This is a genomic window from Mycoplasmopsis canis PG 14 (genome assembly GCF_001553195.1).
Lineage (GTDB): Bacteria > Bacillota_I > Bacilli_A > Mycoplasmatales > Metamycoplasmataceae > Mycoplasmopsis > Mycoplasmopsis canis.
The window spans coordinates 199,083-225,286 of record NZ_CP014281.1 but is presented as its reverse complement, the minus strand read 5'-3'; the positions used below and the strand labels follow the sequence as shown (position 1 = coordinate 225,286).

The 26,204-nt window shown below is 26.7% G+C and carries 24 protein-coding genes; 9 read left to right on the top strand and 15 right to left on the bottom strand.

From position 1 onward, the window contains the following. Nucleotides 1-72: 72 nt before the first annotated feature. A complete protein-coding gene (locus AXW82_RS00865) occupies nt 73-2,778 on the bottom strand; it encodes a hypothetical protein (protein WP_004794904.1) in 2,706 nt (901 codons plus the stop codon). Nucleotides 2,779-3,070: 292 nt separating this feature from the next. Here AXW82_RS00865 and dcm point away from each other — a divergent pair, with 292 nt between their 5' ends. The 7 genes from dcm to glyA all read left to right on the top strand — a co-directional run bounded on the left by dcm (nt 3,071) and on the right by glyA (nt 13,568). Beyond that, a complete protein-coding gene (gene dcm, locus AXW82_RS00860; RefSeq protein WP_004794905.1) occupies nt 3,071-4,306 on the top strand; it encodes a DNA (cytosine-5-)-methyltransferase in 1,236 nt (411 codons plus the stop codon). After that, nucleotides 4,293-7,172 (top strand): DUF262 domain-containing protein, encoded by a 2,880-nt coding sequence (locus AXW82_RS00855; protein WP_004794907.1) that lies wholly within the window; start codon nt 4,293-4,295, stop codon nt 7,170-7,172. The genes dcm and AXW82_RS00855 overlap by 14 nt, the downstream gene beginning before the upstream one ends. A 100-nt stretch (nt 7,173-7,272) precedes the next feature. Continuing rightward, nucleotides 7,273-8,502, top strand: a complete 1,230-nt coding sequence (locus AXW82_RS00850; RefSeq protein WP_004794909.1) for a replication-associated recombination protein A — start codon at nt 7,273-7,275, stop codon at nt 8,500-8,502. Nucleotides 8,503-8,513: 11 nt separating this feature from the next. Beyond that, the gene (locus AXW82_RS00845; protein ID WP_044084309.1) at nt 8,514-9,464 is read left to right on the top strand and encodes a phenylalanine--tRNA ligase subunit alpha; all 951 of its coding nucleotides are present in this window, start codon (nt 8,514-8,516) and stop codon (nt 9,462-9,464) included. Next, on the top strand, nt 9,454-10,122 hold the full coding sequence (locus tag AXW82_RS00840) for a uracil-DNA glycosylase (protein ID WP_004794913.1): 669 nt from the start codon (nt 9,454-9,456) through the stop codon (nt 10,120-10,122). The genes AXW82_RS00845 and AXW82_RS00840 overlap by 11 nt, the downstream gene beginning before the upstream one ends. A gap of 9 nt (nt 10,123-10,131) precedes the next feature. Continuing rightward, nucleotides 10,132-12,288: a phenylalanine--tRNA ligase subunit beta gene (locus AXW82_RS00835; protein WP_004794915.1), complete on the top strand. Its 2,157-nt coding sequence runs from the start codon at nt 10,132-10,134 to the stop codon at nt 12,286-12,288. Nucleotides 12,289-12,296: 8 nt separating this feature from the next. Further along, nucleotides 12,297-13,568: a serine hydroxymethyltransferase gene (glyA, locus tag AXW82_RS00830; RefSeq protein WP_004794917.1), complete on the top strand. Its 1,272-nt coding sequence runs from the start codon at nt 12,297-12,299 to the stop codon at nt 13,566-13,568. 83 nt (nt 13,569-13,651) lie between these two features. Here the strand turns inward: glyA and tsf are convergent, their stop codons facing one another. The 13 genes from tsf to AXW82_RS00765 all read right to left on the bottom strand — a co-directional run bounded on the left by tsf (nt 13,652) and on the right by AXW82_RS00765 (nt 23,955). Next, nucleotides 13,652-14,533, bottom strand: coding sequence for a translation elongation factor Ts (gene tsf, locus AXW82_RS00825; protein ID WP_004794920.1), 882 nt, complete (start codon nt 14,531-14,533; stop codon nt 13,652-13,654). A gap of 27 nt (nt 14,534-14,560) precedes the next feature. Further along, nucleotides 14,561-15,394 (bottom strand): 30S ribosomal protein S2, encoded by an 834-nt coding sequence (rpsB, locus tag AXW82_RS00820; RefSeq protein WP_004794922.1) that lies wholly within the window; start codon nt 15,392-15,394, stop codon nt 14,561-14,563. A 354-nt stretch (nt 15,395-15,748) separates the two neighbouring features. Then, nucleotides 15,749-16,135, bottom strand: a complete 387-nt coding sequence (locus AXW82_RS00815) for an IS30 family transposase (RefSeq protein WP_129721220.1) — start codon at nt 16,133-16,135, stop codon at nt 15,749-15,751. A 280-nt stretch (nt 16,136-16,415) separates the two neighbouring features. Continuing rightward, a complete protein-coding gene (locus AXW82_RS00810; RefSeq protein ID WP_060913318.1) occupies nt 16,416-16,715 on the bottom strand; it encodes a hypothetical protein in 300 nt (99 codons plus the stop codon). A gap of 264 nt (nt 16,716-16,979) precedes the next feature. Further along, nucleotides 16,980-17,438: a hypothetical protein gene (locus AXW82_RS00805; protein WP_060913317.1), complete on the bottom strand. Its 459-nt coding sequence runs from the start codon at nt 17,436-17,438 to the stop codon at nt 16,980-16,982. Nucleotides 17,439-17,526: 88 nt separating this feature from the next. Continuing rightward, a complete protein-coding gene (gene pgsA / locus AXW82_RS00800) occupies nt 17,527-18,141 on the bottom strand; it encodes a CDP-diacylglycerol--glycerol-3-phosphate 3-phosphatidyltransferase (RefSeq protein WP_004794926.1) in 615 nt (204 codons plus the stop codon). Continuing rightward, complete coding sequence (locus AXW82_RS00795; RefSeq protein WP_004794929.1) at nt 18,128-18,769, bottom strand: MHJ_0274 family protein; 642 nt, start codon at nt 18,767-18,769, stop codon at nt 18,128-18,130. Before AXW82_RS00795 ends, pgsA begins: the two co-directional genes overlap by 14 nt. Nucleotides 18,770-18,779: 10 nt before the next feature. Further along, a complete protein-coding gene (locus AXW82_RS00790; RefSeq protein WP_044084310.1) occupies nt 18,780-19,289 on the bottom strand; it encodes a dihydrofolate reductase in 510 nt (169 codons plus the stop codon). Nucleotides 19,290-19,299: 10 nt separating this feature from the next. Then, the gene (locus AXW82_RS00785; RefSeq protein ID WP_004794932.1) at nt 19,300-19,653 is read right to left on the bottom strand and encodes a hypothetical protein; all 354 of its coding nucleotides are present in this window, start codon (nt 19,651-19,653) and stop codon (nt 19,300-19,302) included. Between the two features lie 7 nt (nt 19,654-19,660). Further along, nucleotides 19,661-21,235, bottom strand: coding sequence for a magnesium transporter (mgtE, locus tag AXW82_RS00780; protein WP_004794934.1), 1,575 nt, complete (start codon nt 21,233-21,235; stop codon nt 19,661-19,663). A gap of 2 nt (nt 21,236-21,237) precedes the next feature. Beyond that, nucleotides 21,238-21,828 carry a diadenylate cyclase gene (locus AXW82_RS00775; RefSeq protein WP_004794936.1) on the bottom strand — a complete coding sequence of 197 codons (591 nt, stop codon included), beginning with the start codon at nt 21,826-21,828 and terminating at the stop codon, nt 21,238-21,240. Nucleotide 21,829: 1 nt separating this feature from the next. Beyond that, entirely contained in the window at nt 21,830-22,060 is a 231-nt protein-coding gene (locus tag AXW82_RS00770) for a hypothetical protein (protein WP_004794937.1), read from the bottom strand. 2 nt (nt 22,061-22,062) lie between these two features. After that, a complete protein-coding gene (locus AXW82_RS00765) occupies nt 22,063-23,955 on the bottom strand; it encodes a ribonuclease J (RefSeq protein WP_004794938.1) in 1,893 nt (630 codons plus the stop codon). An 80-nt stretch (nt 23,956-24,035) separates the two neighbouring features. Between AXW82_RS00765 and AXW82_RS03585 the strand changes: the two genes are divergently transcribed. Together AXW82_RS03585 and AXW82_RS00760 are read left to right on the top strand one after the other, a co-directional pair. After that, nucleotides 24,036-24,197, top strand: coding sequence for a hypothetical protein (locus tag AXW82_RS03585; protein ID WP_155637804.1), 162 nt, complete (start codon nt 24,036-24,038; stop codon nt 24,195-24,197). A gap of 14 nt (nt 24,198-24,211) precedes the next feature. Next, entirely contained in the window at nt 24,212-24,790 is a 579-nt protein-coding gene (locus AXW82_RS00760) for a hypothetical protein (RefSeq protein WP_004794945.1), read from the top strand. A gap of 71 nt (nt 24,791-24,861) precedes the next feature. On the opposite strand, the gene AXW82_RS00755 is transcribed toward AXW82_RS00760, so the two are convergent. Continuing rightward, the gene (locus AXW82_RS00755; protein ID WP_004794951.1) at nt 24,862-26,157 is read right to left on the bottom strand and encodes a glucose-6-phosphate isomerase; all 1,296 of its coding nucleotides are present in this window, start codon (nt 26,155-26,157) and stop codon (nt 24,862-24,864) included. Nucleotides 26,158-26,204 lie beyond the last annotated feature (47 nt).

Here is a 26,204-nt window from a genome sequence, read left to right as displayed (position 1 = left end):
TATTACTGTTTAGTAATATTATAAATGAAAAAATAAAAAAACAACCTTTTTATTCAAAATTGTTTTTTAAAATTAATACTCACTAATTATTTTTAAATAAGTATTTTTATCTTTAAAAATTAATCCTAATTTATTATGGTAGTAGAATGGGACAACAGATAGTAGCTCAATAATATATTTTTCATTAATTTCAATATTAAACTGTTCTTGAATATTTCTCTTTAATAAATCTATAGATATTGGTTCTTCTTCATTTTTGATAAATCATGAGGTTAAGAAATTTAATAATATTAATACTTCTCTTGAATTGCTTGCGTTCTTTGTGATTTCGTTGTTTTGCTCTTTTATTTCAATTTCGATAGTACTTTCTTTGTTAGTTTTATTGGTTTTTATTTCATTCTTTTTTAGATCTATATTTTTACCAAAGGAATTATTTCAATCTATAAGATACTTATAAAAAGTGTCGCTCATATTGTATTTTATTAATGGGTGTTGAAAACCATGTTCTAAAAGTTCATAATAAGTTAATGATTCATTGTTAGTATATTCTTTTGCTTTTTCGCAAAAATCTATTATTTCTTCTTTTTTTATTCCTGTATTCTTGTTTATTGTGTTAAAAGAAGAAAAGATGTTTTTATTTTCTACCTTTATAATTTCGAAATTTCTTTTTAATTCAGCTATTGCAGAATTAAAAGAGTTAGTTTTAAAATATTCTTTACTAAATCCCAAGCTCTCTAAATAACTTTTTATTTCAAATTTTTCACAATTATTTAGGTGGTATTGTATTACTCCTAAAATATTTTTGGAACCAAAACTTCTATATAAATAACCATCTAGTTCATTAAATTCAATTTGTTTGCATAAGTATTGATTAATTAAAATTTCTTTATTTAATATATTTTTGGCTTCTTCTAAAAATTCCTCTTTCGTATAAAAATCCTTTTTCAATTCATTTTTTAATTTTTGAAATTCAAAATTATCTATATTTGTATTAATTTTTCCGCTTTCAATAGAGTAATAACCATTAGAAAAATATTTCTCTAAATACTTGCTATAGTTCGAAATTGCGGATGCTTTATGAAACCCAAATTTTTCACTATATTTCTCAAAAAATTCGTCATGATGACATTTCTTTAATTCTCTTAGAAAGTTTAATATTTGCTCTTCTTCATTGGGTGTACCAATTTTAATTATAGGCATTCTCCCGAAATAAATTTTACTAAGTTTATTTTGCAGAACTTTTTTTAATATATTGTGAAGGTCATACTCATTTCTGATATCATATTCTTCCATGAGCTTTGGGAATTTTTTCATGAAAAAACTTGTTGAAAAGATTGAATCCTCATATTGTTCTAAGTTTAACTCTTTTAAAAAATGATCGAAATTATATTTAATTAACGAATAGTATCTATACTTTTTATTTAGGTTTAAAATAACGCATTCCATCCTTTGTAATATAGATTCTATATCATGTAATTTCAAATCTTTTAATGTCTTTTCTTTTGTGTCATCAGTCAAAGAGCTTTCATTAACAATTCTTTGGTAGTGCGCATGTATTTCATCAATATGGATATAATCTTGTGCAAAATTTGTTATTATAAACTCAAGAATATCTCTTTTATTATTTTTTATATATTTTCCGTTAGGTAAATCTAAATAATGCCTTGATTTAAAAATTATTTGTTCAATTTTTCTTTTTCAATCATCTGGTATTAAATCATCATCTATTGCTTCATCTATTGAAGCTCTTGTTGCTTTGGAAATTGAAAATGAGTCAATATAATATACTTGCATTTCGTTTAAATAGAAATAATCTTTTAATTCATTATTTTTAATATCATAAGTATTATTTAAATATACAAAATATTCTTCGTCAAATGAAATATTCATTTTTTTATTTATTAGTTTAAATTTGTTTAAGTAATAACCTATGTCTGGCACAATTTCTTTTTCACCGAATACAATATCGTATAGACGTCTATATTCCTCATCTTCTAAATTTATGAGGTCAACTTGTTTTATAGAAGGTTTCTTCAATTTTATAAATTCATTTATAAATTCAATTTTGTTTGATAAAAATTTGAGAACTTCTTCTTTTAGGTGTTCAAAATCTTTTATGATTTCATTAAACTCATCAATTTTAGTAAGCATATTAGATTTTCTTAAATGATATTCGATGTAGAGTGATATTATTTCTATTTTTTGAGTCTTGATGGATTCAATGCTGTTGTTTTTAGCAATTAATGACTCAATCTTATTATCTATAATTGGCGATATTTTAAAAAGAGAGTTTCATAAGTCTAAAAACAATACGTGCTCATTTTTTATATCATTTAACTCCGATATTTTAATTTTTTCTATTTCTTTCAAGATAATATTCGCTCTTTTTATTTTAGGGACAGAAACGGGTTTATCTAAGAATGTATACATATCAGATATAGTTTTTATATTTTCATTTTTTAAAAAATCATGATTAACAGTTTCCAAATTATAAAAATCAATTATGTCATAATCGAGAAAGTATTCATTATTTAAGTTATATGTTGCCTTTTGGTCAGCTTTTAAAAAAGTGGTTATTTTATATACTTCTTTTATTATATTTTTTAATTTTTTTGCTTTTAATTTGTTTTTAGAAATTCTTTGAATTTCCAATTCATCCATGTTCAATATATCTTTTGCAATGCTGAAGCCATTCTTAACTAAAGAATCAAAAAGCTCTATATCATCAACAAGCTCATTTAATGGTTTATAAATTTTTAAAAAATCATATCTTTTCATTTTCCCTCCATATTTTAATTATATAGAATTATTTACATACTATGTACAATAATCGATGATGGACTTATATTTTGCTTTTTAATATTTGTTAAATGAATAGACTCAAGCGATTATTTAATGTGCCCAGTTTTTTAAAGTTATGATAAATAGTGTATAATTAACATATGCACTATAATGAAATATTAATGTCTAATATATATATATATATATATCAATAAATAACTTATTTCGAAAACTTTCTCAATTTAAAAATTCTTAAATTCAATTAAGAACTTTTTTTATTTAATTTTTTATGGCAAAAACTATAAAAATACTAGAAACGTTTTCGGGAATAGGTGCACAAAACAAAGCAATAACAAACATAAATTCTCAAAGAGGAAAAAAGATTTTTGATATTGTAGCTACAGCTGATTGAGATGCTAGAGCTAATATATCATATTCCGCTATACATCATGATTTAAATTCAAAATATGAAGAAATATTAATAAAAAATTCACTAGTTACAGAACACGATATAAATGTTTTTTTAAATAAATTTAATATTTCTTTAAATTCTAAGTCAGGATCAAGAATTAAATCAAAAAACCTTTTATTTAAGAAATATTTAGCTGCATCAATATTATTAAGTGATAATCAAGTTGATATAACAAAGCTAAACCCAAATATTCTTAAAGAAAAAGACATAGATCTTGTGACTTATTCATTTCCTTGTCAAGGCTTATCTGTGGCAAATATGGGTAGAGCTAAGGGGATAAATGATAATGAATCTACTTCAAGTCTTGTGTGACAAATATATAGAATATTGTCTAATTCCAATAAAAAACCAAAATATTTAATAATGGAAAATGTTAAAAACCTCTTATCTAAGAAGTTCGCCCCAGAATATGAAAAATGAAAAGGTGTTTTAAGCGAGCTTGGATATAAAACATTTACAACAATTATAAACGGAATAGATGCGGGATCAATACAAAAAAGAGAACGTGTATTTGCTTTAAGCGTTTTAAAAGATGTTTATACACCATTTAATAACGATGAAGAATTTAAAAAATATATTGATTCTAAAAATGAAACAAGAAAGTTGGATTTAGAGGGGAGAAAAAAATACTTTAATAAAGTTTTTGATTTTGATCTAAATTCAAAAGACAATATTAGTGTTTTGATTAATGATACACCTTCAAGAGTTAAAATGATTAATAGCCAAAAAATCATAAATGAATCTTCGAATTTTATAATTAATACTTTAACAACCAAGCAAGATAGGATACCTTGCACAGGGGTTATTAAACACGAAAATAACTTAATAGGAAAATTAAATTACAGATTTATTACCCCAAAGGAAGCTTTTATGCTTATGGGGTTCGCTGAAAATGATTTTAACAAAATTAGACCACTTTACGAAAAGAATATTTTAACAAAAGATTCTTTATATAGACAAGCAGGAAATTCTATAGTGGTAGAATCTATAACCTCAGTCTTTAATGTTATAGAAGATATTGAATCTTTAGGAGAAGAAAATGGACAAAAATAGATGAGAACATTTTTTTAAATTAAATGGATATGAAATATGAAAAATTGGAACAAGTGTATCTACATATATCGATTTAAGTGTTGTTCAATGGATAGACGTAATAAAAGTAAACACTTCTAAAATAAAAAAAATTAATCATAACGAAAACTCAAAGAAGTATATTTTCGAGGATAAGCCTGTTGTAACTTTTTATAATAATAATCAAAATAATAACTCAGAATCAACTTACAAACAATTAATCAATGTTTTAACAAGTGTAGGTGTAGTACAAGAAAACGAAAATTACCTTTATGTTAATCATGATTTAATAAGATTTTTTGATGAACATAAAAATAACGACGAAAGTCTTAATAAAGAAATTATTTATGATTTTATAAGACAAAATTTGAAAACAAGTTTAAATAAATACATAATTTCTCCACTAAAAAACATTGATGAAGAGACATCTAATTTAACTGATTATAGAAATATCAATCATGTTGAGACAAAATTCTGATTTAATGTATTGTTAATTATAGATAAAAAATATTCTGAAGGTAAATTGTCCAAGAATTGAAACATAAAAATTGATAGTGATCTATATTTTAACGATTTTATTTCAAATCTTTTAGGAAAAAATTTGTCTGAATCAGAAAGAGATAAAAATATATCTATCTTTGTGGAAACTGTAAATGAAATTGAAAAAATTACTAAAGTTACCGAAATAGAATATGAGTTTATCGATATTAGTAGCTCAAGTATAAAAATAGAAGAACTAAATAATCAATTAAACAATAATAAACTTGTAAAGAAATTAAGAGAATCACAAATAAATGAAGATATAATATCCGAAATTATATCATTTGGAGAATTCTTAAGCGCTTGGTCTAAATTAAATTATAGAATACCGCTTTTTCAAAGAACTTATTCATGAGATGAACAAATGATTAAAGGTTTGTTTAATAATATATATGAAGGTTCTAATAAAGTTGGGGTTAAAAACTTTTCATTTTTAAACAGTATCATATTAATGAATGTTAATAATTATTTCAATATTGTTGATGGACAACAAAGAATTATTTCTTTATTGATTATTTATTTATCCGTTTTAAGAAAAGCTAAAGGAATGCGTAATAGCCAAGCGGAAAAAGCTTTAATAGAAAATGGTTATATTAAAGAGTTACCAGAAATGCTAAGGAGTTTTACTAATGAAAATAATAAGCATTACGAGCAATTATATAATTTATTCTATGTCAATAATGAATCTTTAAATAAAAATACAAGATTTTATAAAAATTATAATGAAATCATTAGAACTATCGAAGAGAAAATTGGTGATGATAAATTTGAAGAATTAGAACAAATTGCTCATTATTTAGTTGACAATGTTAAATTTAATATTAATATAATCAGAGATAATGGTGATGATGCATTAACAAAAGTTTTCCAACAACTAAATCAATATAGCAAGAAATTGGGGGCATTAGACCTTTTAAGAAACTTGATTTTCGAAAAAACCCAAGGTAAGCAAGTTTTAATAAATCTTTTTAATAATAGTGTTAATTTATTTTTTAGAAAGAGCCAAAAAGAAGATGCTGACGAAAACTTAAAAGAAATACAAGCATTTTTGGATGCGTGATTAGTAAAGAGTTTTAGGGCTGATGATATTAATCGTATAAACGAAAAATTTTATGACAACACTACAAAAGCTTTTGAAAAATTTAAAATACTAGTAGACCATTATGAGTCATCAGAAAATATAGTTTTAGAAATGTGAAAACAAGTTGTTTTATACGAGTACTCAAAAACAGGAACTTTTGATGTTGTTAATAAAATTATGCAAAGCGATAAAACAACATTCAAAAAAGAAGGTTTAGAACTTAAGAACTTTGTTTTAGAAATTGAAGACAGGGCTCAAGAAATAAAATTTATGAGTTTTCAAATACATCACATAACTTCTGGCGGATCTAAATCAATATATGCTCCATTAATTTGGTCATTAGCGGAAAAAATGGAAATTTTTAAATCAAAAAACCTTAGAAATGATGTTGCGTTATTGTTTAGTAAAGCGTTACATAAAATCGAAAAATTTGGAGCGTTGTGAGAAATAAGCTTTAAAGGACAATCGTTTAGCAAACAAATAATTGCTATTTCAAAAGAATTAGTAACTAAAGAAGATGAAATAAATTATGAAACTATAATTAAATTGTATAAAAGACTTTTCAAAATTTTAGACCCCACTATTAAAAATCAAGCTCAAAACGATTGAATTCTTACCTATAAAAAGAAAATGTATGAAACATATAATTACGAAAAAATTGATGATTCAAAAAGTTTTTCACCCGCTAATAACAAGTTTTATAAAATTATTATAGGAAGAGTTTTTAATGGGTTTCATAATAGTAATCAACCTTTTTGATTTGAAGGATATAGAAGTTATGAAGAGAAAAATAATTCAATCGATTTTATAAATTATTCATACGAACATGTACTGCCACAAAAACCTAATAAGGAACTTGAAAATATATTAGAAGAAAATAATATAGATTTGACAACAAAGTATAGTTCCTTAGTTTATAAAATTGGTAATGGTATTTTATTAAATAAGAATGATAATTCAAAAATGAGCAATAAATCAAATAAATCTTATATTACTCATGGCATAAAAAACATAACAACTCAATCCGTTAAAATACCGGGCATAAAATCTTTATTTGACGATAAAAAAGAAATATCAATTAGTTCATTGCCTTTGGTAAATGAAGAAGAAATTTACAACTTTAGTTTAGACAGTTTTTGTAAGTTAGAAAAAAGCATCAACAAAAGAACTGAAGATATAATTGATGCATACATATACATTTTATTTAGTGATGATTTTGATAAATAATTAAATACAAAAAGCCGTTTATTATTAGGCGGTTTTTTAAATAGAATAAATTATTTAGAATAAAAAACTTATTATTAATTATATGTAATATAATTTAATAATGATAAGTAAAAATCTTGCAAATTATTTAAGACCAAAATCAATTTCTGAAATAATAGGGCAACATCACATTAAAGCTCTTTTAAGATCAGTGATCGATAAACAAATAGCAACAAGTTTTATATTTTTTGGGGAAAGTGGTATTGGCAAAACATCAGCGGCTATGGCATTAGCTACTGAAATGAAGCTTTCTTTTGGTTATTTTAATGCTTCAGTCGGTTCTAAAAACGAATTAATGAATATCTTAGAAAATAATAAGATAATTATTATTGATGAAATACATAGATTGAATAAAGACAAACAAGAAATATTACTATCATACTTAGAATTTGACAAAATAATAGTATATGCTACTACAACTGAAAACCCCTATTTTAAAGTAGTTCCTGCTATAAGAAGCAGAATGCAAATTTTACAATTTTATAAGTTAGAGATACCTGAAATTGTAAAGGGGCTTAGAAAAATTGTGAATAATGAGTTTCCTGAATTAATGATATCGGATTCTAAATTAGAACTACTAGCTAATTATTCATCAGGAGATTATAGATCAAGCATAAATAATTTACAAATGCTTGCAACATTAAAAACTGATTACACTGATATAACTGAAAAAGATTTAAAAACAATAATTCCAAATATTAATTTTTATAGTGATCAAAATTCATCAGAACATTACAATAACCTTTCTGCATTTCACAAATCAGTTAGAGGTAGTGATATAGATGCAGCGCTTTATTATGGCTTTTTAATTTTAGCCTCAGGAGATTATGACGGTCTTTTTAGAAGAATGCTGGCTTTAGCGTATGAGGATATAGGTTTAGCTAATCCTCAAATGGGGCAAAGAGTTCTCTCGGCAATAGAAGCGTTTGAAAGATTAGGCATGCCAGAAGGCGAATTACCTATTGCCTATGCTATAGCTGATTTATCTTTATCTCCAAAAAGCAATTCAGTTTATTTAGCTAAAGAAAAAGTTAAAGATATAATCCTTAGTCAAGGAAAGGTTTTCAGAATTCCGAATCATTTAAGAGATGCTCACTATAATTCGGCAAGTAAATTAGGTGATGGGATTGGTTATAAATACCCTCATGATTTTAAAAATAACTGAGTTCCTCAAATGTATTTACCAAAAGAATTAAGAGAAGCAAAATTTTATTTTAATGGTAACAACAAATATGAGAATGATTTAAAAAAATATTGAGAAATAATTAAAGATAATTGAAAAAAACAATAAAAGGAGCAAATATGAGAAATTTAGATTTAATAAATAACTTAGAAGATTTGAAGAAAGCTAAGTCAGATGCTTTTGGTCCAAATGGTGAAATATTTAAAATGCAACAACAATTAAAAAATGCCTCAATTGAAGATAAAAAAATCATAGGACAAAAAATTAATACTCTAAAAAAAGATTATGAAGATTTTTTTAAACAAGCTGAGCAAAAAATCAAAGATATACAAATTAATAAACGTGTAGAAAGTGAAAAAGTGGATGTTAGTGAGCCAACATTAAAACCGGCTTCATTAAACCCTATAACAATCACGGAAGAAAGACTTAAAGATTGATTTATACAACATGGTTATTATCAACAAACCGCAAGTGAAATAGTATCTGATTTATATAACTTTGAAAAGTTAAATATTCCTCAAGATCACCCGGCGAGAGCAATGCATGATTCATTATATTTAAATGCGACAACATTATTAAGAACCCATAATACAGGTGTTACAGCCGTTGTGTTAGAAGAAAATAAAAACAAAGAATTAGGAACCTTCGCTATTGGTAAAGTTTACAGAAATGATGAAGATGATGCTACACACTCACACCAATTTACTCAATTAGACTTTGTTGCAGTAGGAAAGGTTAGTTTCCCTAATTTGATTTGAACTTTAAAATCAATGCTTTCTTATGTTTTAGAAGAAGAAGTGGAAATTCGTCTCAGACCAAGTTACTTCCCTTTCACAGAACCTAGTGTTGAGGTAGATGTATTTTACAAAAATAGATGAATTGAAATATTAGGTGCTGGAATGTTGCATCCAAGAGTCTTAGAAATGGCTGGATACGATAACGGGATGAATGGTTTTGCAGCAGGATTAGGTATCGAAAGAATAACGATGATAAAATACGGTTTTAATGATATTAGAGATCTCTATAGAAATGATTTAAGAATTATGGAGCAATTCAATAATGAAAGATAGTTTTCTAAGAATTTTGCAAACAGAAGGACAAAAACCATATTTTCGAAATATATTAAAAAAACTAGAGGAATCAGAAAAAAATAATATTCAAATATTCCCTCATCAAATGGATATGTTTAGACCTTTTGAGTTTTTTCAAACAAACGAAACAAAACTAATTATTTTAGGTCAAGATCCTTATCACCAAATAAACATAGCAGATGGGCTAGCTTTTTCTACAAATCACATCAAAACTCCAGCAAGCTTGAAAAATATTTTTAAGGAAGTTAAAAAAGATTATCCAAATGCTAAATTCGGAACAAATTCCTTAATTAAATGAGCTAAACAAGGTGTATTATTATTAAATACAGTATTAACAGTCGAAGAAGGGAAACCAAATTCACATAAAGATATCGGTTGAGAAAAATTTGTTGAAATAGTTATTCAAGACATTATTTTAGAAAACCCTAATGTTTTAATATTGGCATTAGGCGGACAAGCACATAAAGTTGTTGAAAATGCACTGAAATTAAGAAATTACAATAAAGACAATTTATTTAAGTTATCACACCCTTCTCCATTGGGTTATAGACATAGTTTTGAAAATTCAAACGTATTTAAGAAAATAAATGAAAAACTTCATTCTTTTAATCAAAAAGAGATTGAATGAAGTTTATAGGAGGTAAAAATGATTCTATCACTTAAACATTTAAATAAGTATTTGCCTAATATAAAATTAAGTTCAAAAGATGTTGAAAAAGCATTGAATGAACTTGGATTCGAAGTTGAAGAAATTAAACCTTTTTCAAATGTAACTGGTGTTACTTTTGCAAAGGTAATGAACGTTTATCAAAATCCCAATTCAGACAGATTAGATGTAGTTGAATTAAGTACTAAAAATGGGAATATAACTATCCAAACAAATAATAGAATTCTTAAAAACAATGATTTAGTTATTTGTTTTCCTGTTGGTGCCACTAAAGATGGTGTAGAATTCAAAGAAGTAGAATTAAAAGGGATTAAATCGCAAGGTATGATGGCGTCTTGATCAGAAATAGGTTATCAATATGACTTATTATCTGAAAAAGATCAATTATTAGTTTTACCTAATGATTTTGCTTCGATAAATGACGATGCCATGGAATTATTAGGCATTAATGACACAATCATCGAAATTAGCACAACAGCAAATAGAAATGATGCTAATTCATATTATTTTTTGGCAAAAGAACTTGCTGCTTATTTTGAAACAGAGTTTAAACCTTTATTCTCTTTAACAAATAAAAAGGATTTTGATTCTAAATTTAAAGTAGACAAAGGAATTGCGAAAGAATTATCATTTTTAGAAGTTCACGGAAAAAGCGAGACGAGTCTTTATGAAAAAATGCTTTTAGCAAAACATGGTATCTCTTCTTTATTTGATTGAGCTGTTAACTTAACTAACTTGACTTTATTAGAAATAGGTTCACCTGCTCATGTTTATAATGCAAAAACATTAACAAAAAACCTAAAAGCCGCTATGTACTCAGGTAAATTAGAATTACTAGGTAAAAAAGAAGTTGAGGTAAAGAATGTTTTAGCAATCAATGATGATGAAAAAGTAATTTCTTTAGCTTCTGTTATGGGTATTGAATCAACTAAAACAGATACAACAAATAATGAATACCTTTTTGAAATTGGTGTATTTGATTCTAAATTAGTTAGGCATGGTGCTAAAGAAATTAAACTTTCATCTAACTCATCAAATCAAGGGTCAAGATTTATTTCGCAAGAAGTTGCTAAACTAGGTATAGAATATATTAGATCAAAAACTAATAGTTTAGCTATTTCGCAAATTATTGGTGAAATTTCAGATTTAAATCAAAGAGAAATAAAAATTGATAATAAAAAGCTACAGACTTATTCAGGTATTGAAGATTTAACCGTATTTGATAAAGCAAAAAAACAATTAGAATCATTAGGCTTTATTTTTAAAAAAGATACTGTATTAGTGCCTAACTATAGATATGATGTATCTTATTTTGAAGATATTATTGAAGAATTATTTAGATTTTATTCATATCAAAAATTTATGCCTCAAAGCATTAATATAACTTCTTTAAAAACACAAAAGAGGGATAAAAATAAATTATTCTGAATGCATCAAGGGTATAGTGAAACAAGAACATTTACTTTAGTTTCTAAAGATAAAAATAAATTTAATCCCCTGGAAATAAAAGAAGATATCGATTTAATTACCTTTGTTTCGAAAGAAAGAGAATCAGTAAGAAAATCAATAATTACATCATTACAAGAAGTTGTTGAATATAATCAAAAAAGAAAACTTGAACAAATCAATATTTTTGAAGAAGGAATGATTAGTTCAGAAGAGTTTGTATATGGCTTAGCTTCAACAACTAAATCATTTAAAGAAATTAAACAAGATATAATAAACTTTTTAAATCTAGAACTATCATTTAAAAAGTTTGATAATAATGAATTAATTCACCCAAATGTTTCTGCAAAGATTTTATACAACGGTAATGTTATTGGGTGAATAGGAAAAATTCACCCTAAATATGACGAAACAAATGCGTATTATGCTGAGTTTATTGTACCAGTTAACCATAATAGTGCTATTAAGTTTTCTTCTATCGACCTTGAACCAATGAAAACAATTGATCTGACATTTGAAATTCATAACAATTCAAGCATAGAAGAAGCGATAAATAAAATAAATACAATTAAAAAACCTTTTGAGATTAAAGTTGTGGATGATTATAAAAAAGAATTTACACATAATGTAACACTTAGAATTACAGATCAAGAATCCGTTATTGAAGAAATCAATAAACATTTTAATTAAGGAGTAATATGTATTCAAAAATTTCATTAAAAGATACTTTAATTCAAAATGCTATAAATAGTGAGCTGAAAAGACAAGAAGACCATGTTGAGTTAATAGCTTCAGAAAATTTTGTTTCTGAAGATGTTTTAAAAGCACAAGGAAGTGTATTAACAAACAAATATGGTGAAGGTTATCCTAATGCTAGATATTATGGTGGTTGCGAAAACGTTGATATAGTTGAACAAGCTGCTATAGATAGATTAAAAGAATTATTTGGGGTTAAGTACGCAAACGTTCAACCTTACTCAGGTTCTACTGCCAATGCAGCAGCAATAGCAGCAGCAATTTCTAATGGAGGAAAAATAATGGGTCTTTCATTAAGTTCAGGTGGACATTTAACGCATGGTTATAAAATAAATTTTAGTGGTATATTTTATGATTCAATTTCATATGATTTAGGTCAAGACGGATTATTAGATTATGACGCAATTGAAGAAATGGCATTAAGAGAAAAACCTGATTTAATTATTTGCGGATATTCAGCTTATTCGAGAACTATAGATTTTAAACGTTTTAAAGAAATAGCTGATAAATCAGGGGCTAAATTAATGGCAGATATTGCGCATATAGCTGGTTTAATAGCTGCAAAAGTTCATCCATCACCAGTGGGGTATGCAGATGTTATAACATCAACGACTCATAAAACATTACGTGGTGGACGCGGTGGTATAATTATGACGAATGACGAGGAAATCGCAAAGAAGGTAAGCCGTTGAGTTTTCCCAGGTTATCAAGGTGGGCCATTATTTCATGCTATCGCAGGTAAAGCTGTAGCATTTTATGAAGCCTTGCAACCTCAATTTGTAGATTACGCAAAAAACATTATTAAAAACGCAAAATTAATGTCTGAAAAATTTAAGAAACTTGGAGCAAAAATAGTAAGTAATGGTACAGATAATCATTTATTTATGATTGATGTATTTAATACATACGGAATAAACGGAAAACAAGCTGAAGATATTTTGCATAAGATTAATATCACATTAAATAAAAATACTATACCTTTTGATACTTTAAATCCACGCTTAGGTAGTGGTATAAGAATTGGAACCGCAGCAATGACAAGCAGAAACTTCACTAAGTGAGAAGAGCTTGCTGAAATTATTCACAATACATTATTAAATTATTCAACATTAAGTATTGACAACGAAGAATCCAATAGAGTTTTAGAAGTTTATAAGCAACAAGTTTTAGAATTCTTAAAAGAATCACCAATTATTAAGAATTATTTAAATTAAAACAAAACCGCAATTTATGCGGTTTTGTTTTAATAACAGCGATATTAAAAAAATCAAGAGAATTCTTGATTTTTTTATTGTAATTATTTTACAACCATGCTTGCAACGTCTGCTGCAAAGTTTGACTGAACTTTTTCGATTCCTTCACCAACTTCAAATCTAGCAACTTCAACTAATGATGTGTTGTTGTTTGCTAAATATTTTTGAACTGATAAAGAATCTTCCATTACGAATGGTTGTTTTTCTAGAACAAATTCTGATAATTGTTTATCTAATCATCCTTCTTGAATTTTTTCTTGAATGTTAGCTGGTTTATTTTCAAATCCCGCTGGTTTTTCAAATCCCGCTTTAATAGCTTCTAAACGTTCTGCAGGTATTTGACTAACTAAAGCAAATTCTGGATTCATTGCTGAAACATGCATTGCAACATTTTTAGCTGCATCAACATTTTTACCATTTACTTTTACAACCGCAGCAACTTGTTGGTTTGCGTGTACATATACACCTAAAACTTCACCTTCGTTAGCTTTTAATGAACTAATACGACGTAATGAAATTTTTTCACCAATAACTGAAGTAGCTTCAACTAAAGCATTTTCTACTGATGTACCATTTGATAATTTAACTTGTAATGCCTCTTCAAGTGTTGAAACATTACTTTTTAAAATTTCTTGTGCAACTTCGTTTAATAATTTAACAAATTTATCATTTTTTGCTGCAAAGTCTGTTTCAGAGTTAATTTCTACTAAAACAGCGTGTTTATCATCACCAACTGCAATAACTGCACCTTCAGCTGCAATTCTACCTGCTTTTTTAGCAGCTTTAACGATACCATTTTCTTTAAGTCAATTAATTGCGCCTTCAAGATCATAATTTGAAGCTTCTAAAGCTTTTTTACAGTCAATTAATGAAGAATTAGTTCTAGCTCTTAATTCTTTGATTAATTCCATTTTGTTATCACTCATAAATAACTCCTATTCTTCTTTAATTTATTAGTTTTCTTGATTTTCAGCTTCTAATGCTGTTTTTGGTTGTTGAAATTCTGGTAAAACAATTTTGCTATCATCTTGGTAAGCGTAAACTTGTTCTCCACCTTTAGCTTTAACAATAGCATCAGCAATGATTGTCATAAATACATAAATGAATTTTGCTGAATCATCGTTACCTGGCACACCTAAATCAACTGCATCAGGATTTGAATTTGAGTCAAGAATTGAAATAACTTTCAATCCTTTTCTTTTTGCCTCTTTAACTGCAATTTCATCTTCGTTAGGATCAGCAATAATCATAACTTGTGGTAAACGTTTCATTGTACGAATACCATTTAAGTTTTTGTGTAATTTATCTAATTCTTTAGTAAAGTTTAAAGCTTCTTTCTTTGTGTAACCTTTGAAGTTTGTAGCTGCTTTAGCTTCTAGGTCTTCCATTGCGTTAACACGACGCATAATTGTTTCGTTATTTGTTAATGTTCCACCTAATCATCTTTCTGTTACATAAAGTGAGTTTGTTCTTTCTGCAGCAACTTTAACAGCTTCACGAGCTTGTTTTTTTGTTCCGACAAAAATGAATTGTGTTCCTTTTGCTGCCAAATTGTTAACTAATTTGTAAGCATATTCAAGGTGGCTTTGTGTTTTGTAAACATCAATAATGTGAGCACCCTTAACTTTTTTGTTTGGAACTAAATACTCTTTCATTTTTGGGTTTCAAGCATGTGTCTTGTGTCCAAAATATGAACCAGCTTCAAGTAATTTGTCTTTTGAGATAATTGGAGTTCTATCTTGTTTAACTTCAACTTTTTTCTCAACTTTTTTGTTTTCTGTTGTCATTTTGTTTTTTCCTTTAGTTTGTTTTTTCTGAACAATGTTTCTAACATCTAGCACCGATTATTTGGCACACCCAAATGAATTCACATTGTTGTTTTTTATGTTAATTTGTAGTGTTTTTAAAACACTTTTAAATTTTATCACTTTTTTATTTTTATTAAATTAATAATTATGAATATTTCAAAAATCATTTGCAAGGAAGTAATAAAAAACTGTAAAATAATTTTATCAAATTTTAGATGTACAAAAAGGTATAGGAAAATAGAAAACTTTAAAAGTTTCCTTAGTGTTTTTACTTACTTTTTCAAAAAGTAAGCCCCCTTTTATTGCAATCAAGGCTGGGGGGGTTAAAATAATCTAAGGTTGATTAATAATTTTTCTATAGTTATTTATTCATTCCGTCATAAAATCAATTTCTTCTTGAGTATAACTATCAAGACTTTTACCCTTAGGAATAAAATACCTTATTAATCTATGCATATTTTTGGCGGAGCCTTTTTGTCATGAACTATATGAAAGACATTCGGATAATCGTTCTTTAGGCATAATTTTATTTAATAAAAAATTTTCCTTACCATTATCAGCATTTAAGGATTTAATGTTTAAATTAAATTTCTTAGTCATATTATTTAAAGCTTGATGAATATATTTTGAACCTCTTTTGGTTATTGTGTTATATGATTTTCTGGTTTGTTTTTCTAACAAGATTATTAAACACTTTTTATCGTCAATTTTCCTTATCACAATATCAAGTTCATAATGGTTATCTCGGATCTATCGTTAATAGAATTTAGTCTTTTAGCTATTTCCGTAGCATCGTCCAATGTTACTAATTTAGTTTTCTTAGTTGTTTTCTGAATGCATTTACCTTATGATTTTCTGATTATATTATCATAATCTAGGTAAAATGGTAAGGATTGCCATTTTATATTTTGAACTAACCTAAGGTTAAAATTAATGTGGGATTTCTTAAAAGAATTTAGCAAAAGTTTTACATAAGTTTTTGGTACCTTTTCTTCGATATTTATTTTAATTTTATATTTATTATATTTATGTCTAACATCATTTCATACTCTTCTTTAAATGGCTCTCATTTTTCCTGTAACTTAGTATTTTTGAGAAACAATCTTGAGTATCTATAATTTAACAAATGATCATACATTTTAGAAAAATGAATAACTTTAACCTTAACAACTCTTTTGAAACAATTGTTGTATTGAAATCTTTGATATTTAAATAAATCTTTATAATGTTTACTAGTCATAAGATCAATTTCGTTTTTTATTGTTCTTACATCTCTTTTTGTTTTTCTTAAAACTTTCAAATGATATCAATATTTTTTGGAATCTCATAATCAGAGTATTTATTTTTATTTTTTTGATTCATCAAAAATATAAATTAATATTATTAATTTTTTTCATTATAATATTAATGTGTCCTTTCTTGTTTTACTACAATTATTTTATTACAGGATATACAAAAATAAAGTCATATGCACATTTAACTTGCATATGACTTTTCTTAATTAATAAATTGAATAATTTTCTATTTTAAATATTTGATAATCAAATTTTTAATTAAATAGAATTTAAGCACCTGATCCAGCTGAAGGACTTTCTGCTACTTCACTTGAAGTTCCTGTTGTAGTTGTAGATGCAGAAGCATCACCTGTTTGTGATCCGTTAGCAGGAGCTGCTGGTGTTGAACTTCCTGGTTGTGAAGAAGCTGTTCCTTCTGATGAAGTTCCTGTTGTAGTTGTAGATGCAGAAGCATCACCTGTTTGTGATCCGTTAGCAGGAGCTGCTGGTGTTGAACTTCCTGGTTGTGAAGAAGCTGTTCCTTCTGATGAAGTTCCTGTTGTAGTTGTAGATGCAGAAGCATTACCTGTTTGTGATCCGTTAGCAGGAGCTGCTGGCTTATTTTCTGTTGAAGGTTTTTTTGTGTCTTTTCCAGTTTGGTCATTTTTTACGCTGTTGCAAGCTGTTAAACTAACAAGCCCTGCACTTAATGTTGAAACTGAAAATATTAATTTATATAATTTTTTCATAATTTCTCCTTGTAATATTAAATTATTTTTTTCTTATAAATTATACTATACAAATTAAAATAAGATAAATATACAAACATAATTTATCTTATTTTGTTTTGTTAATTTTAAAAGTTGTTTTTAAATAAATAAATCCAGAAATTAAACTTAATGCAAGACCTATTAGTGTTGGAATATTAAATAATAATACATATAAATTATTGCTAAATAAATTACCCAATGATAAATACATAATCATTACAAAAATGATTGCAATGCTTAATACAAGCGTTTTTAGTTTTCCGTATAAGTTAGCCGCAATACTTATATTATTTTTTGACATAACAACTCTAGCTCCATCAACAACTATATCTCTTATTACTAATATAACAACAATTCAAAAAGGAATAATATTCATTCATGCTAGAAAAATTAAAACTGAAGTAGTCATTACTTTATCAGCTAAAGGATCTCATAATTTTCCAAAATTAGATACAACTTTTCACTTTCTTGCTAAATAACCATCAAGGAAATCCGTAAACATAGCGATAACAAAAATCACTAAGATAATTGATGTTAAAGCTATATTAATTGATGATAAATTTGTATTTATAGATAAAGCTCACGCTATTGGAAAAATAATTAATAAAGGCAATATTAATACCATTCTAAATAAAGTTAGTAAATTTGGTATATTATTTTTATTTACTTTAAATTTGTTCATTTTGACCTTCATTATTCACTTTTTTATCAAGTTTTTCATTATACTTTGCCTTAATTTCGTCATAAAGTTCACTTGTTGATTTTAAATCAGATAACTCTGTAGATATAGCTTCCCTGGCCGCCTTTTCAGACTTAGGCAATTCATCTTCAAAAAATTTTAAAGAGGAATTAGAAAGTTTTTTATCCCATAAGTTTGAATTTAAATCTTTTAACACTTTTATATTTGATACATAAGTTGAATATTTTTCGTTTGAAAGTAAATAATTTTTAAACTCATATTCATTCATTAAATCATTTATAGTATCAGAAGCCGCATTATTTATTTCGCTCATTTTAAATTCACCAATACTTACAACAAAGTTTTCGTGTTGAATTCTGTTTAATCTAATTAATTCATTTATTTTTAAGGTTGTTTCATATCAATAAATTGCTGCATTTTTTTCTAATTGAATTGCGGCTTGTCTTGTTTTTTTCTTGTTAATTTTGTCTTTTATTCACGAATATATAAAATAAATAACAAGAAGAGAAATTAAAACTCCTAGAATTATTCAAATAATAACTGATGAATCGCCACCAAAAATGCTAGAATTTTCGCTAGAAGCAGTTTTTTCATTATACATAATTTCCATTTTTTTCTCCTTATTTTGAGTACTTTTCAATTTTTATTTGAAAATCTTCGTAAATTATTTTTTCTTTATTTTTAAAAAAAGATTTTATTTTTTTTATATCTAAAATAATTTTTTCCTCATCTTTAAAATTTTTGTCTAAATTATTTTTTATAGTTGTTAAATATAATTCAGAAGCGTGATTAAAAAAAGTTTCATAAATAAATTTTCCACCACATAAGTAAATATCTTTATTCTTATTGTTATTTTCTGTTAGAAATAATTCTAATTCACTAATAGAATTAAACTCTTTATCAATAAAATTTGTATTTTGACGAATTTTTTCTATCGATAAGACATAAAACTTTCTATTTTTTTTATTTATAAACATTTTTTCTGGCAAGTTTTGAAAAGTATTATTTCCAAATATTAAAATTGAGTTTTTAGTTTGCTCGCTAAAAAAAATTAAATCTTTCGGAATATATCATGGAAGTGTATTGTCTTTAAGACCAATTAATCCTGATACAGTACTTGCTAAAATCATTTTTATCATTTTACTTTTGTTTGATTGTTAATTTTCACTTATATTCTTTTAATACTTGGCAATAGTTTCTGATTTTTTCTTCAATTTCTTGGTTAGAAGGTATTTTTTTATCGGATGTTTCACTATTGTAGTCCAAAACTATATTAAAAAGTAGTTCTGTTACTAATTTTCTATCTATAACAGTTTTTGCTTCTGGTTTAGTATAAATTACTCTTCCACCTTCTGAAAGAGGTTCATTAATCTCGATTTCAGTGTCTTGCACAATTTCTTTCATCATTTTTTTAACTTCTTTAGCTTCCTTACTTAGGCGTAAGTATTCTTCGGCTAATAGTTTTAATTTCTCTATATCAGCTACTGTTTTCATTTTTCCTCTATGTTAAACTAAGTGTTTGTATATTTTGTTGAATTATATTTATTAAATCTTGTGTTTGAGATGAATTGTTAGGACTTATAGCGTTGCTACCTATAATCCCTGTTTTTCACGTTAAGTATAGTACTAAAATGTTTAATCCGAAAAATATTAATGTAGAAAGAGCGTCGCTTAATGTTGTTAAAATCGGCGCTGACATAACAGCTGGATCTTTTTTGAATTTAATGGCAACTAAAGGTATTATCGTTCCTAAAAATTTTGCAAAAATAACAACAAATCATAATGATAATGAACTAGCTAAAATTATAAAAGATAGCGAAACTCAATCTGTTTGATGATTTTGGAATGCATCATTTCTAAAAACTGGAATAGCATAGTATATATATAATCTAGCTATATTTATAAAAAACATAATTGCACCAATGATAGTTCCTACAATTAATTCTTTAAAAATAACTTTTTTATAATCAGATTTGTCAAATTCGCCTAATGCCGAAGATCTAGTAACAGTGGTTGTTGATTGTGAACCAGCATTACCTGCTGAACCACTTATGATAGGTATTAAAGAAACAATTACGGCTGTAGATATAGCTATGCCAAAGTGGTTTATGCTTTCTTCGCTTATGTTTGTAAATTTTTGGATGATATATTGTGATAGAGTTGCTGATAACATTAGAATAATTAGCCATAAGACTCTTGATTTGACAATGCTTTTAATTGAAGTTTTTAGGTAACTTTCTTCTGATGCTGATGCGCTAATCCCGGCCATTTTATAAATATCTTCTGTTGCTTCATCATTAATAACGTCAATAATATCATCTGAAGTTATCATACCAATGAGGCGATTATCTAAAGAAACAACAGGCAGGGATGATCTATCATTATCAGAGAAAACTTTTGCTGCTTGTTCTTTGTCATCTGTTGGGTGAACAAATGTTACTGGACTAGATAATTCTTCTAAGTTCTTATCTTCGCCATTAAAAATTAATTCTTCTAAAGTTATATCCCCTACTAACTTACCATCATTATCAACTATGTAAAAATTATGACCCATAGTCATGTTGTTATTATAGTCAGCTTTAATTTTGGCTAACGCTCTTTGAGGGTTTCAAGAATGTTTTAATATAGAAATATCAACTTGCATGAAGCTTCCGACCTGATCATCTTTATATAAAAGAATTTGGTTAATAATTTCTCTCTTTTCTTTTGGAGTTTGCGAAAGAATTTTCCTCATTAAATTAACAGGCAATTCTTCTAAGATGTCTACAAGCTCGGCTGTTTCTAGTTCTTGAAGCACTTTTTGACCTAATTCATCACTAAATAATCCGACAAGTCTTGTTTTAGTTTCGTCTTCTAAATAACTAAATACTTCTGCGGCTTCAACTGTTCTTAAGACCCTTAATAGATATAAACGATCTTCATCGTTTAAAATTTCATCTTCAACTGCTAAAGCAAATTCATGATAAGTAACTTCTTCTTGCAATTCTCTTAGTGCTTTAACGCTTTTGTCATCAATTAACTTTTTTATTTTTTCTACAAGAAGATCATGGTTTATTTCTTTAACTTTATTTTCCATATTTACTCCTTAAGAAACTTAATTAATTGTTCTTGAAATTCCTCAATTTTTACAAGTTGAACTACGTCATGTTTTAAAATTCTAACACCACCATTTTCTTCTGAAACAACAATTGTAGTAGCGTCACATTGTTCTGATATTCCCATAGCAGCTCTATGTCTTGAACCATATGAAGCGGGAGCAGATCTACGAGTTATTTTATAAAATGTAGAAGCATAATAAATTTTATTATTTCTAATAACTACAGCCCCATCATGAAGTGGCGAATACTTATTAAATATAGAAATTAACAGACCGCTAGAGATATTAGCATCTAAGATAACTCCGTCTGTTCTTAAGTTATCAAGATTATCATTGTTTTCGATAGTTATTAGTGCTCCGATTTTATTTTTAGATAAAAATTCTACTGATTCTCTTAGTTGGTTAATCAATCTGATTTGACTGCTTTTTCCCATTTTATCATAACTACTTTTTCTAAGTTTTGAACTCAAGAAAGGGAAAATAACTGGTTTTAATAAAACAAATAATATTACTATAGATACAAATAAAATTATTGATATTAAAACAATTAGTAAAATGATTTCTGCATTCATATTATTCAATTTTTCCTATAAAATATGCACCTACTAAAAGACTTATAATAACTAATATAATAAAAAATGTTCATATAGAATTGAAGAAAAATTCTTTTTTTGTTAATGGTAATTTTTTTTCTTCTTCTTTAATTTCTTTCTTTTCTTCTTCATGTTTAGCTTTTTGAATTGCAAATTCAATTTCATCTTTTCTAAACTTTATAAAGTCTATTTTTAAATTTTTATTTTCCATTTTTAAACCTCGTCATCTTCATCAATGTCATAATCTGAATCAATTTGTCCGAATGATAATTCTTCTATTTCCTTCATTTTCTTAGCGACAAATTTTTTCATATTTGCATTTAGTTGTTTTTTCTTATTTTCTGATTCTTCTTTATTTTCTTCATTAGTTTTTGAATTACCAAATTTAATTTTGTATTTTGAAATTTCTTTATCTGGTTGTTCATCTGTGAAAATTATAGTCGGAACAATAATCGGATTTCTTCTTTTTTCTTTGTAGAATAATGAAGACAGTCTCTCGACTAATAATTTTTCTAGTTCCTCTTTTGTTCATTTTTCGTTATTTTTTATATGATACAATACAGCGCCGTGAGCAACTCTTCTACTTTCGTCTATTAATTCTTTTGAAGTTTTAACAAAGAAACTTCCTCTAGTAATAATTTGTGGTCTTCCAATTATTTGATTTTGTTTTTTATCAACCAAAAATACTATACTAACAAATCCTGAATCTTTTAATTGTGTTCTTTCTTTTAGTATTTTTCCTGAAAAATTGAGTACAGAATTACCATCAATATATACAGGACCAAAATCGACTAACTCTTTTGTTTCTTTGATTTCATTATTAAGCATTTCGAAAACAACACCTTTTCTTACTATCAAAACATTTTTTGGATCAACCCCATTTTCTACTGCTGTTTGACCATGAACAACACTCATTCTATATTCTCCATGATAAGGTAAAAAGTATTTTGGTTTAGTTAGTTGAAAAATTTTGTCATGTTCTCACTTATACGCATGCCCAGAGGTATGTAAGAAACCATCAACCCCATTTTCTTTTATTATTGCCCCAAGTTTATAAAGTCTATTTACCAATAATTCAATTACCATTCTATTTCCTGGTATTGGACTTGAAGAAAAAATTACCATATCACCTTTATTAATTTTTATAGTTGCATGTTTCCCGTAACTCATTCTTGATAAAGCAGCAAGTTGTTCACCCTGAGATCCTGTAGTTAAAATAACTAAATCTGAATCCTTGACATCTTTAACTGCTTTTTTATCAATTAAAACATTATCACCAACATTTATATATCCTAACTTTTTACCAATTTTTACACCTTGAATCATTGAACGTCCAAACGTAATTACTTTTTTTCCAAGTTTTTCTGCTAACTCTATAATTACCTTTATTCTTGTTAAGTTAGATGCGAAAGCTGTTACAATAATTTTTTTCTTAGCAGACATCATGTGTCTTTCAATATCAGTTAAAATATCACTTTCAGAAGGTGAGTGGTTAGGCCTCATAGCATTTGTTGAGTCTGATAATAACGCGGTTAATCCTTGTTTTCCAATTTCGTCAAGTCTTGCGAAATCCGTATAGTTACCAATCGGTGTATAATCAAATCTAAAATCACCTGTACACATTACACTACCATTTGGGGTGCTTATTCTTACTCCGAAAGCATCAGGTATGGAATGTTGAGCTGTTCAAAAGTCGACTTTACAATTATTAGCAAATTTATGAACATCACCTTTTTGAATTTCTATAAACTCAATTTTCCTTTTAATGTTATGTTCATCAAATTTTAATTGCAAGTATTGTATAGCTATCCTTGGTGCGAAAATTTTACTAATGTTTGTTTTTTTAACTAAGTAAACTACTCCACCAATATGATCTTCGTGTCCATGTGTTATGAATAATCCTTCTATGATCTTTCCTTCTTGATTTAAATAATCAAAATTTGGAATAATACCTTTTATGCCTGTGTTAAAGGTATCTGCAAACTTAATTCCTGAATCAACAATAAAAATATGATTATCGTGTTCAATGAGAAGAGTTGATTTACCTATTTCTTCAAATCCACCTAAAGCAATAAGCCTAGTTGGTATTTTGTTATTTTTTTTCATATATAAAACTCCTTTTTAAAAATTATTTAATGAAATTTGTGTAAGTAAAATTAATTAATAATAATATTATTAATTATAACATGATGAGCAAAAAGCATAATATAAAAACACAAACATTTCTTGAAAGAAATGAATTTCAAAATCAATTTCAAGCCATAAATGATAAAGAATCTACTTACGCGGAAAACGGAAAAACTAAAACAAATATAGTTTTGAACTATAAGTTTGAAAAAATATACTAACAATAAATTACAGATTGTTCCAGTTTGATAACACTAATAGTAAATATTCAAATAAAGTATTCTCACAAAAATTTGAGATCAACGAAAATGCAGAAACTAAAATATATACACCTTTAAAATCTAATCAAAATACTTCACCAGAAAAGCCTAAAAAGAAACAATCAAGTGGGCACAAAAATGCTTTTAGATTTAAAAAAGGACTTACTCAAGAAGAAATAATTACAAAATTAACACAAAATCCATCAGGGATTAAGTATATACCAAGTAAAAACGTTTATATTTTGATGAATTCTACAGATACTGAAGATAATGAAATATTAGTAAAAAAAGGTAGCAACAAAATCCGAAGAGCTAATATATTAAACAATAAATATGTCGATAATAAAGGGGAAAATAACTTTGTTGATGCTCATTTTGACTCTGACAAAAAAATATTTACCATTAAGTATAGGGTAAATGAAGAACCTGATAAATTATTTATTCAAACTTTTGATTTTAATAAACCTTTTGAAACAAACTTTTCGACAACTATTGAAGAAATAGATTCATCTAAAGATGTTCCTCAAACCATCGATGACAATAATCAAAATTAACAAAAACAGCTATTAAAAACTAATAGCTGTTTTTGTTTTTTTTTTTTTTGAAAAATACATATATCTAGCTTTTATTTTTTTAGCATACTAAACATATTTTTTTTGTATACTTCTACACCAGGTTGGTTAAAAGGATTAACTCCAAGTAAATATGCACTCATTGTTAGTGCTCTTTCAAAAAATATGAATAAAGCACCTAATGTTTCCTCGTTAAATCTGTCAAATAGAATATGGATATTAGGAACATTACCAACTTCTGTATGGGCCTTTGCTGTAGCTTCAAAAGCCACATTGTTGATATTATGTAAGTTATTACCTGAAAGATAATTTAATTTATCATAATCAACTTGATCTTCTTCAAAGTAAATATTTTCGTTTGGGTTTTTTAGAGTTAATACAGTTTCAAATAAAATTTTATTTCCTTCTTGGATCATTTGCCCTAATGAGTGTAAATCTGTTGAAAAAATAGAACTTGTTGGTCATATACCCTTTCCATCTTTACCTTCTGATTCACCAAATAATTGTTTTCATCATTCAGAAAAATATTGTAACTTTGGTTCATAAGAAACCATCATTTCAATATCAAAACCTTTTTCGTTATGTAAAAAGTATCTTGTCGCAGCGTATAGATATGCTGGATTTTCGTCTAATTTATCTGAAGAAAGTTCTTCATTTGTCTCTTGAGCTCCTTGTAATACTCTTAAAGCATCAATTCCTGCACACATAAAAGGAAATAAACCAACTGGAGTTAAAACAGAAAATCTACCACCAATATCATCTGGAATAATAAATTTTTCGTACCCTTTTTTAGTTGCTAACTCAAATAAAACACCTTTTGCTTTATCTGTAGTTGCGGCTACTAATTTATTTGCGTTTTCTCCTTCTTTTTTCTCAAGTAAATTTCTAAATTCTCTAAATGCTATTGAAGGTTCTAAAGTAGTACCTGATTTTGAAATAACATTAATCGCAAATTTCTTATTTTTTACATATTGTAATTTTGAAACAAGTGTATCAGCTGAAATGTCATTTCCTGCAAATAATAATTCCATATCTGGTTGTTTTTGTGAATAAGGACCATAAATGAAGTCATATCCAGATTTAGCTCCTAGGTATGAACCCCCAATCCCTATAACAACCACAACTTCTACACCAGCTTTTTTTCATTCTTGTGATTTGTTATACATTCTTATGAATTCGTCTTTATTATAATTTTTAGGTAAATCATATCAACCTAATCAATCTTTCTCATCAACTTCTTTATTTTTAACATCATTGTGAATTTGAGTAACTTTTTTTTGTAAATGTTCAACATCTTTTATATTGTTTTTTAATGCGTTTTTAACATCTAAACTTAAGTATTTTAGCATTTGTCCTCCATGTTTAATTTTGTAAATTATATTATAATTTACCAATT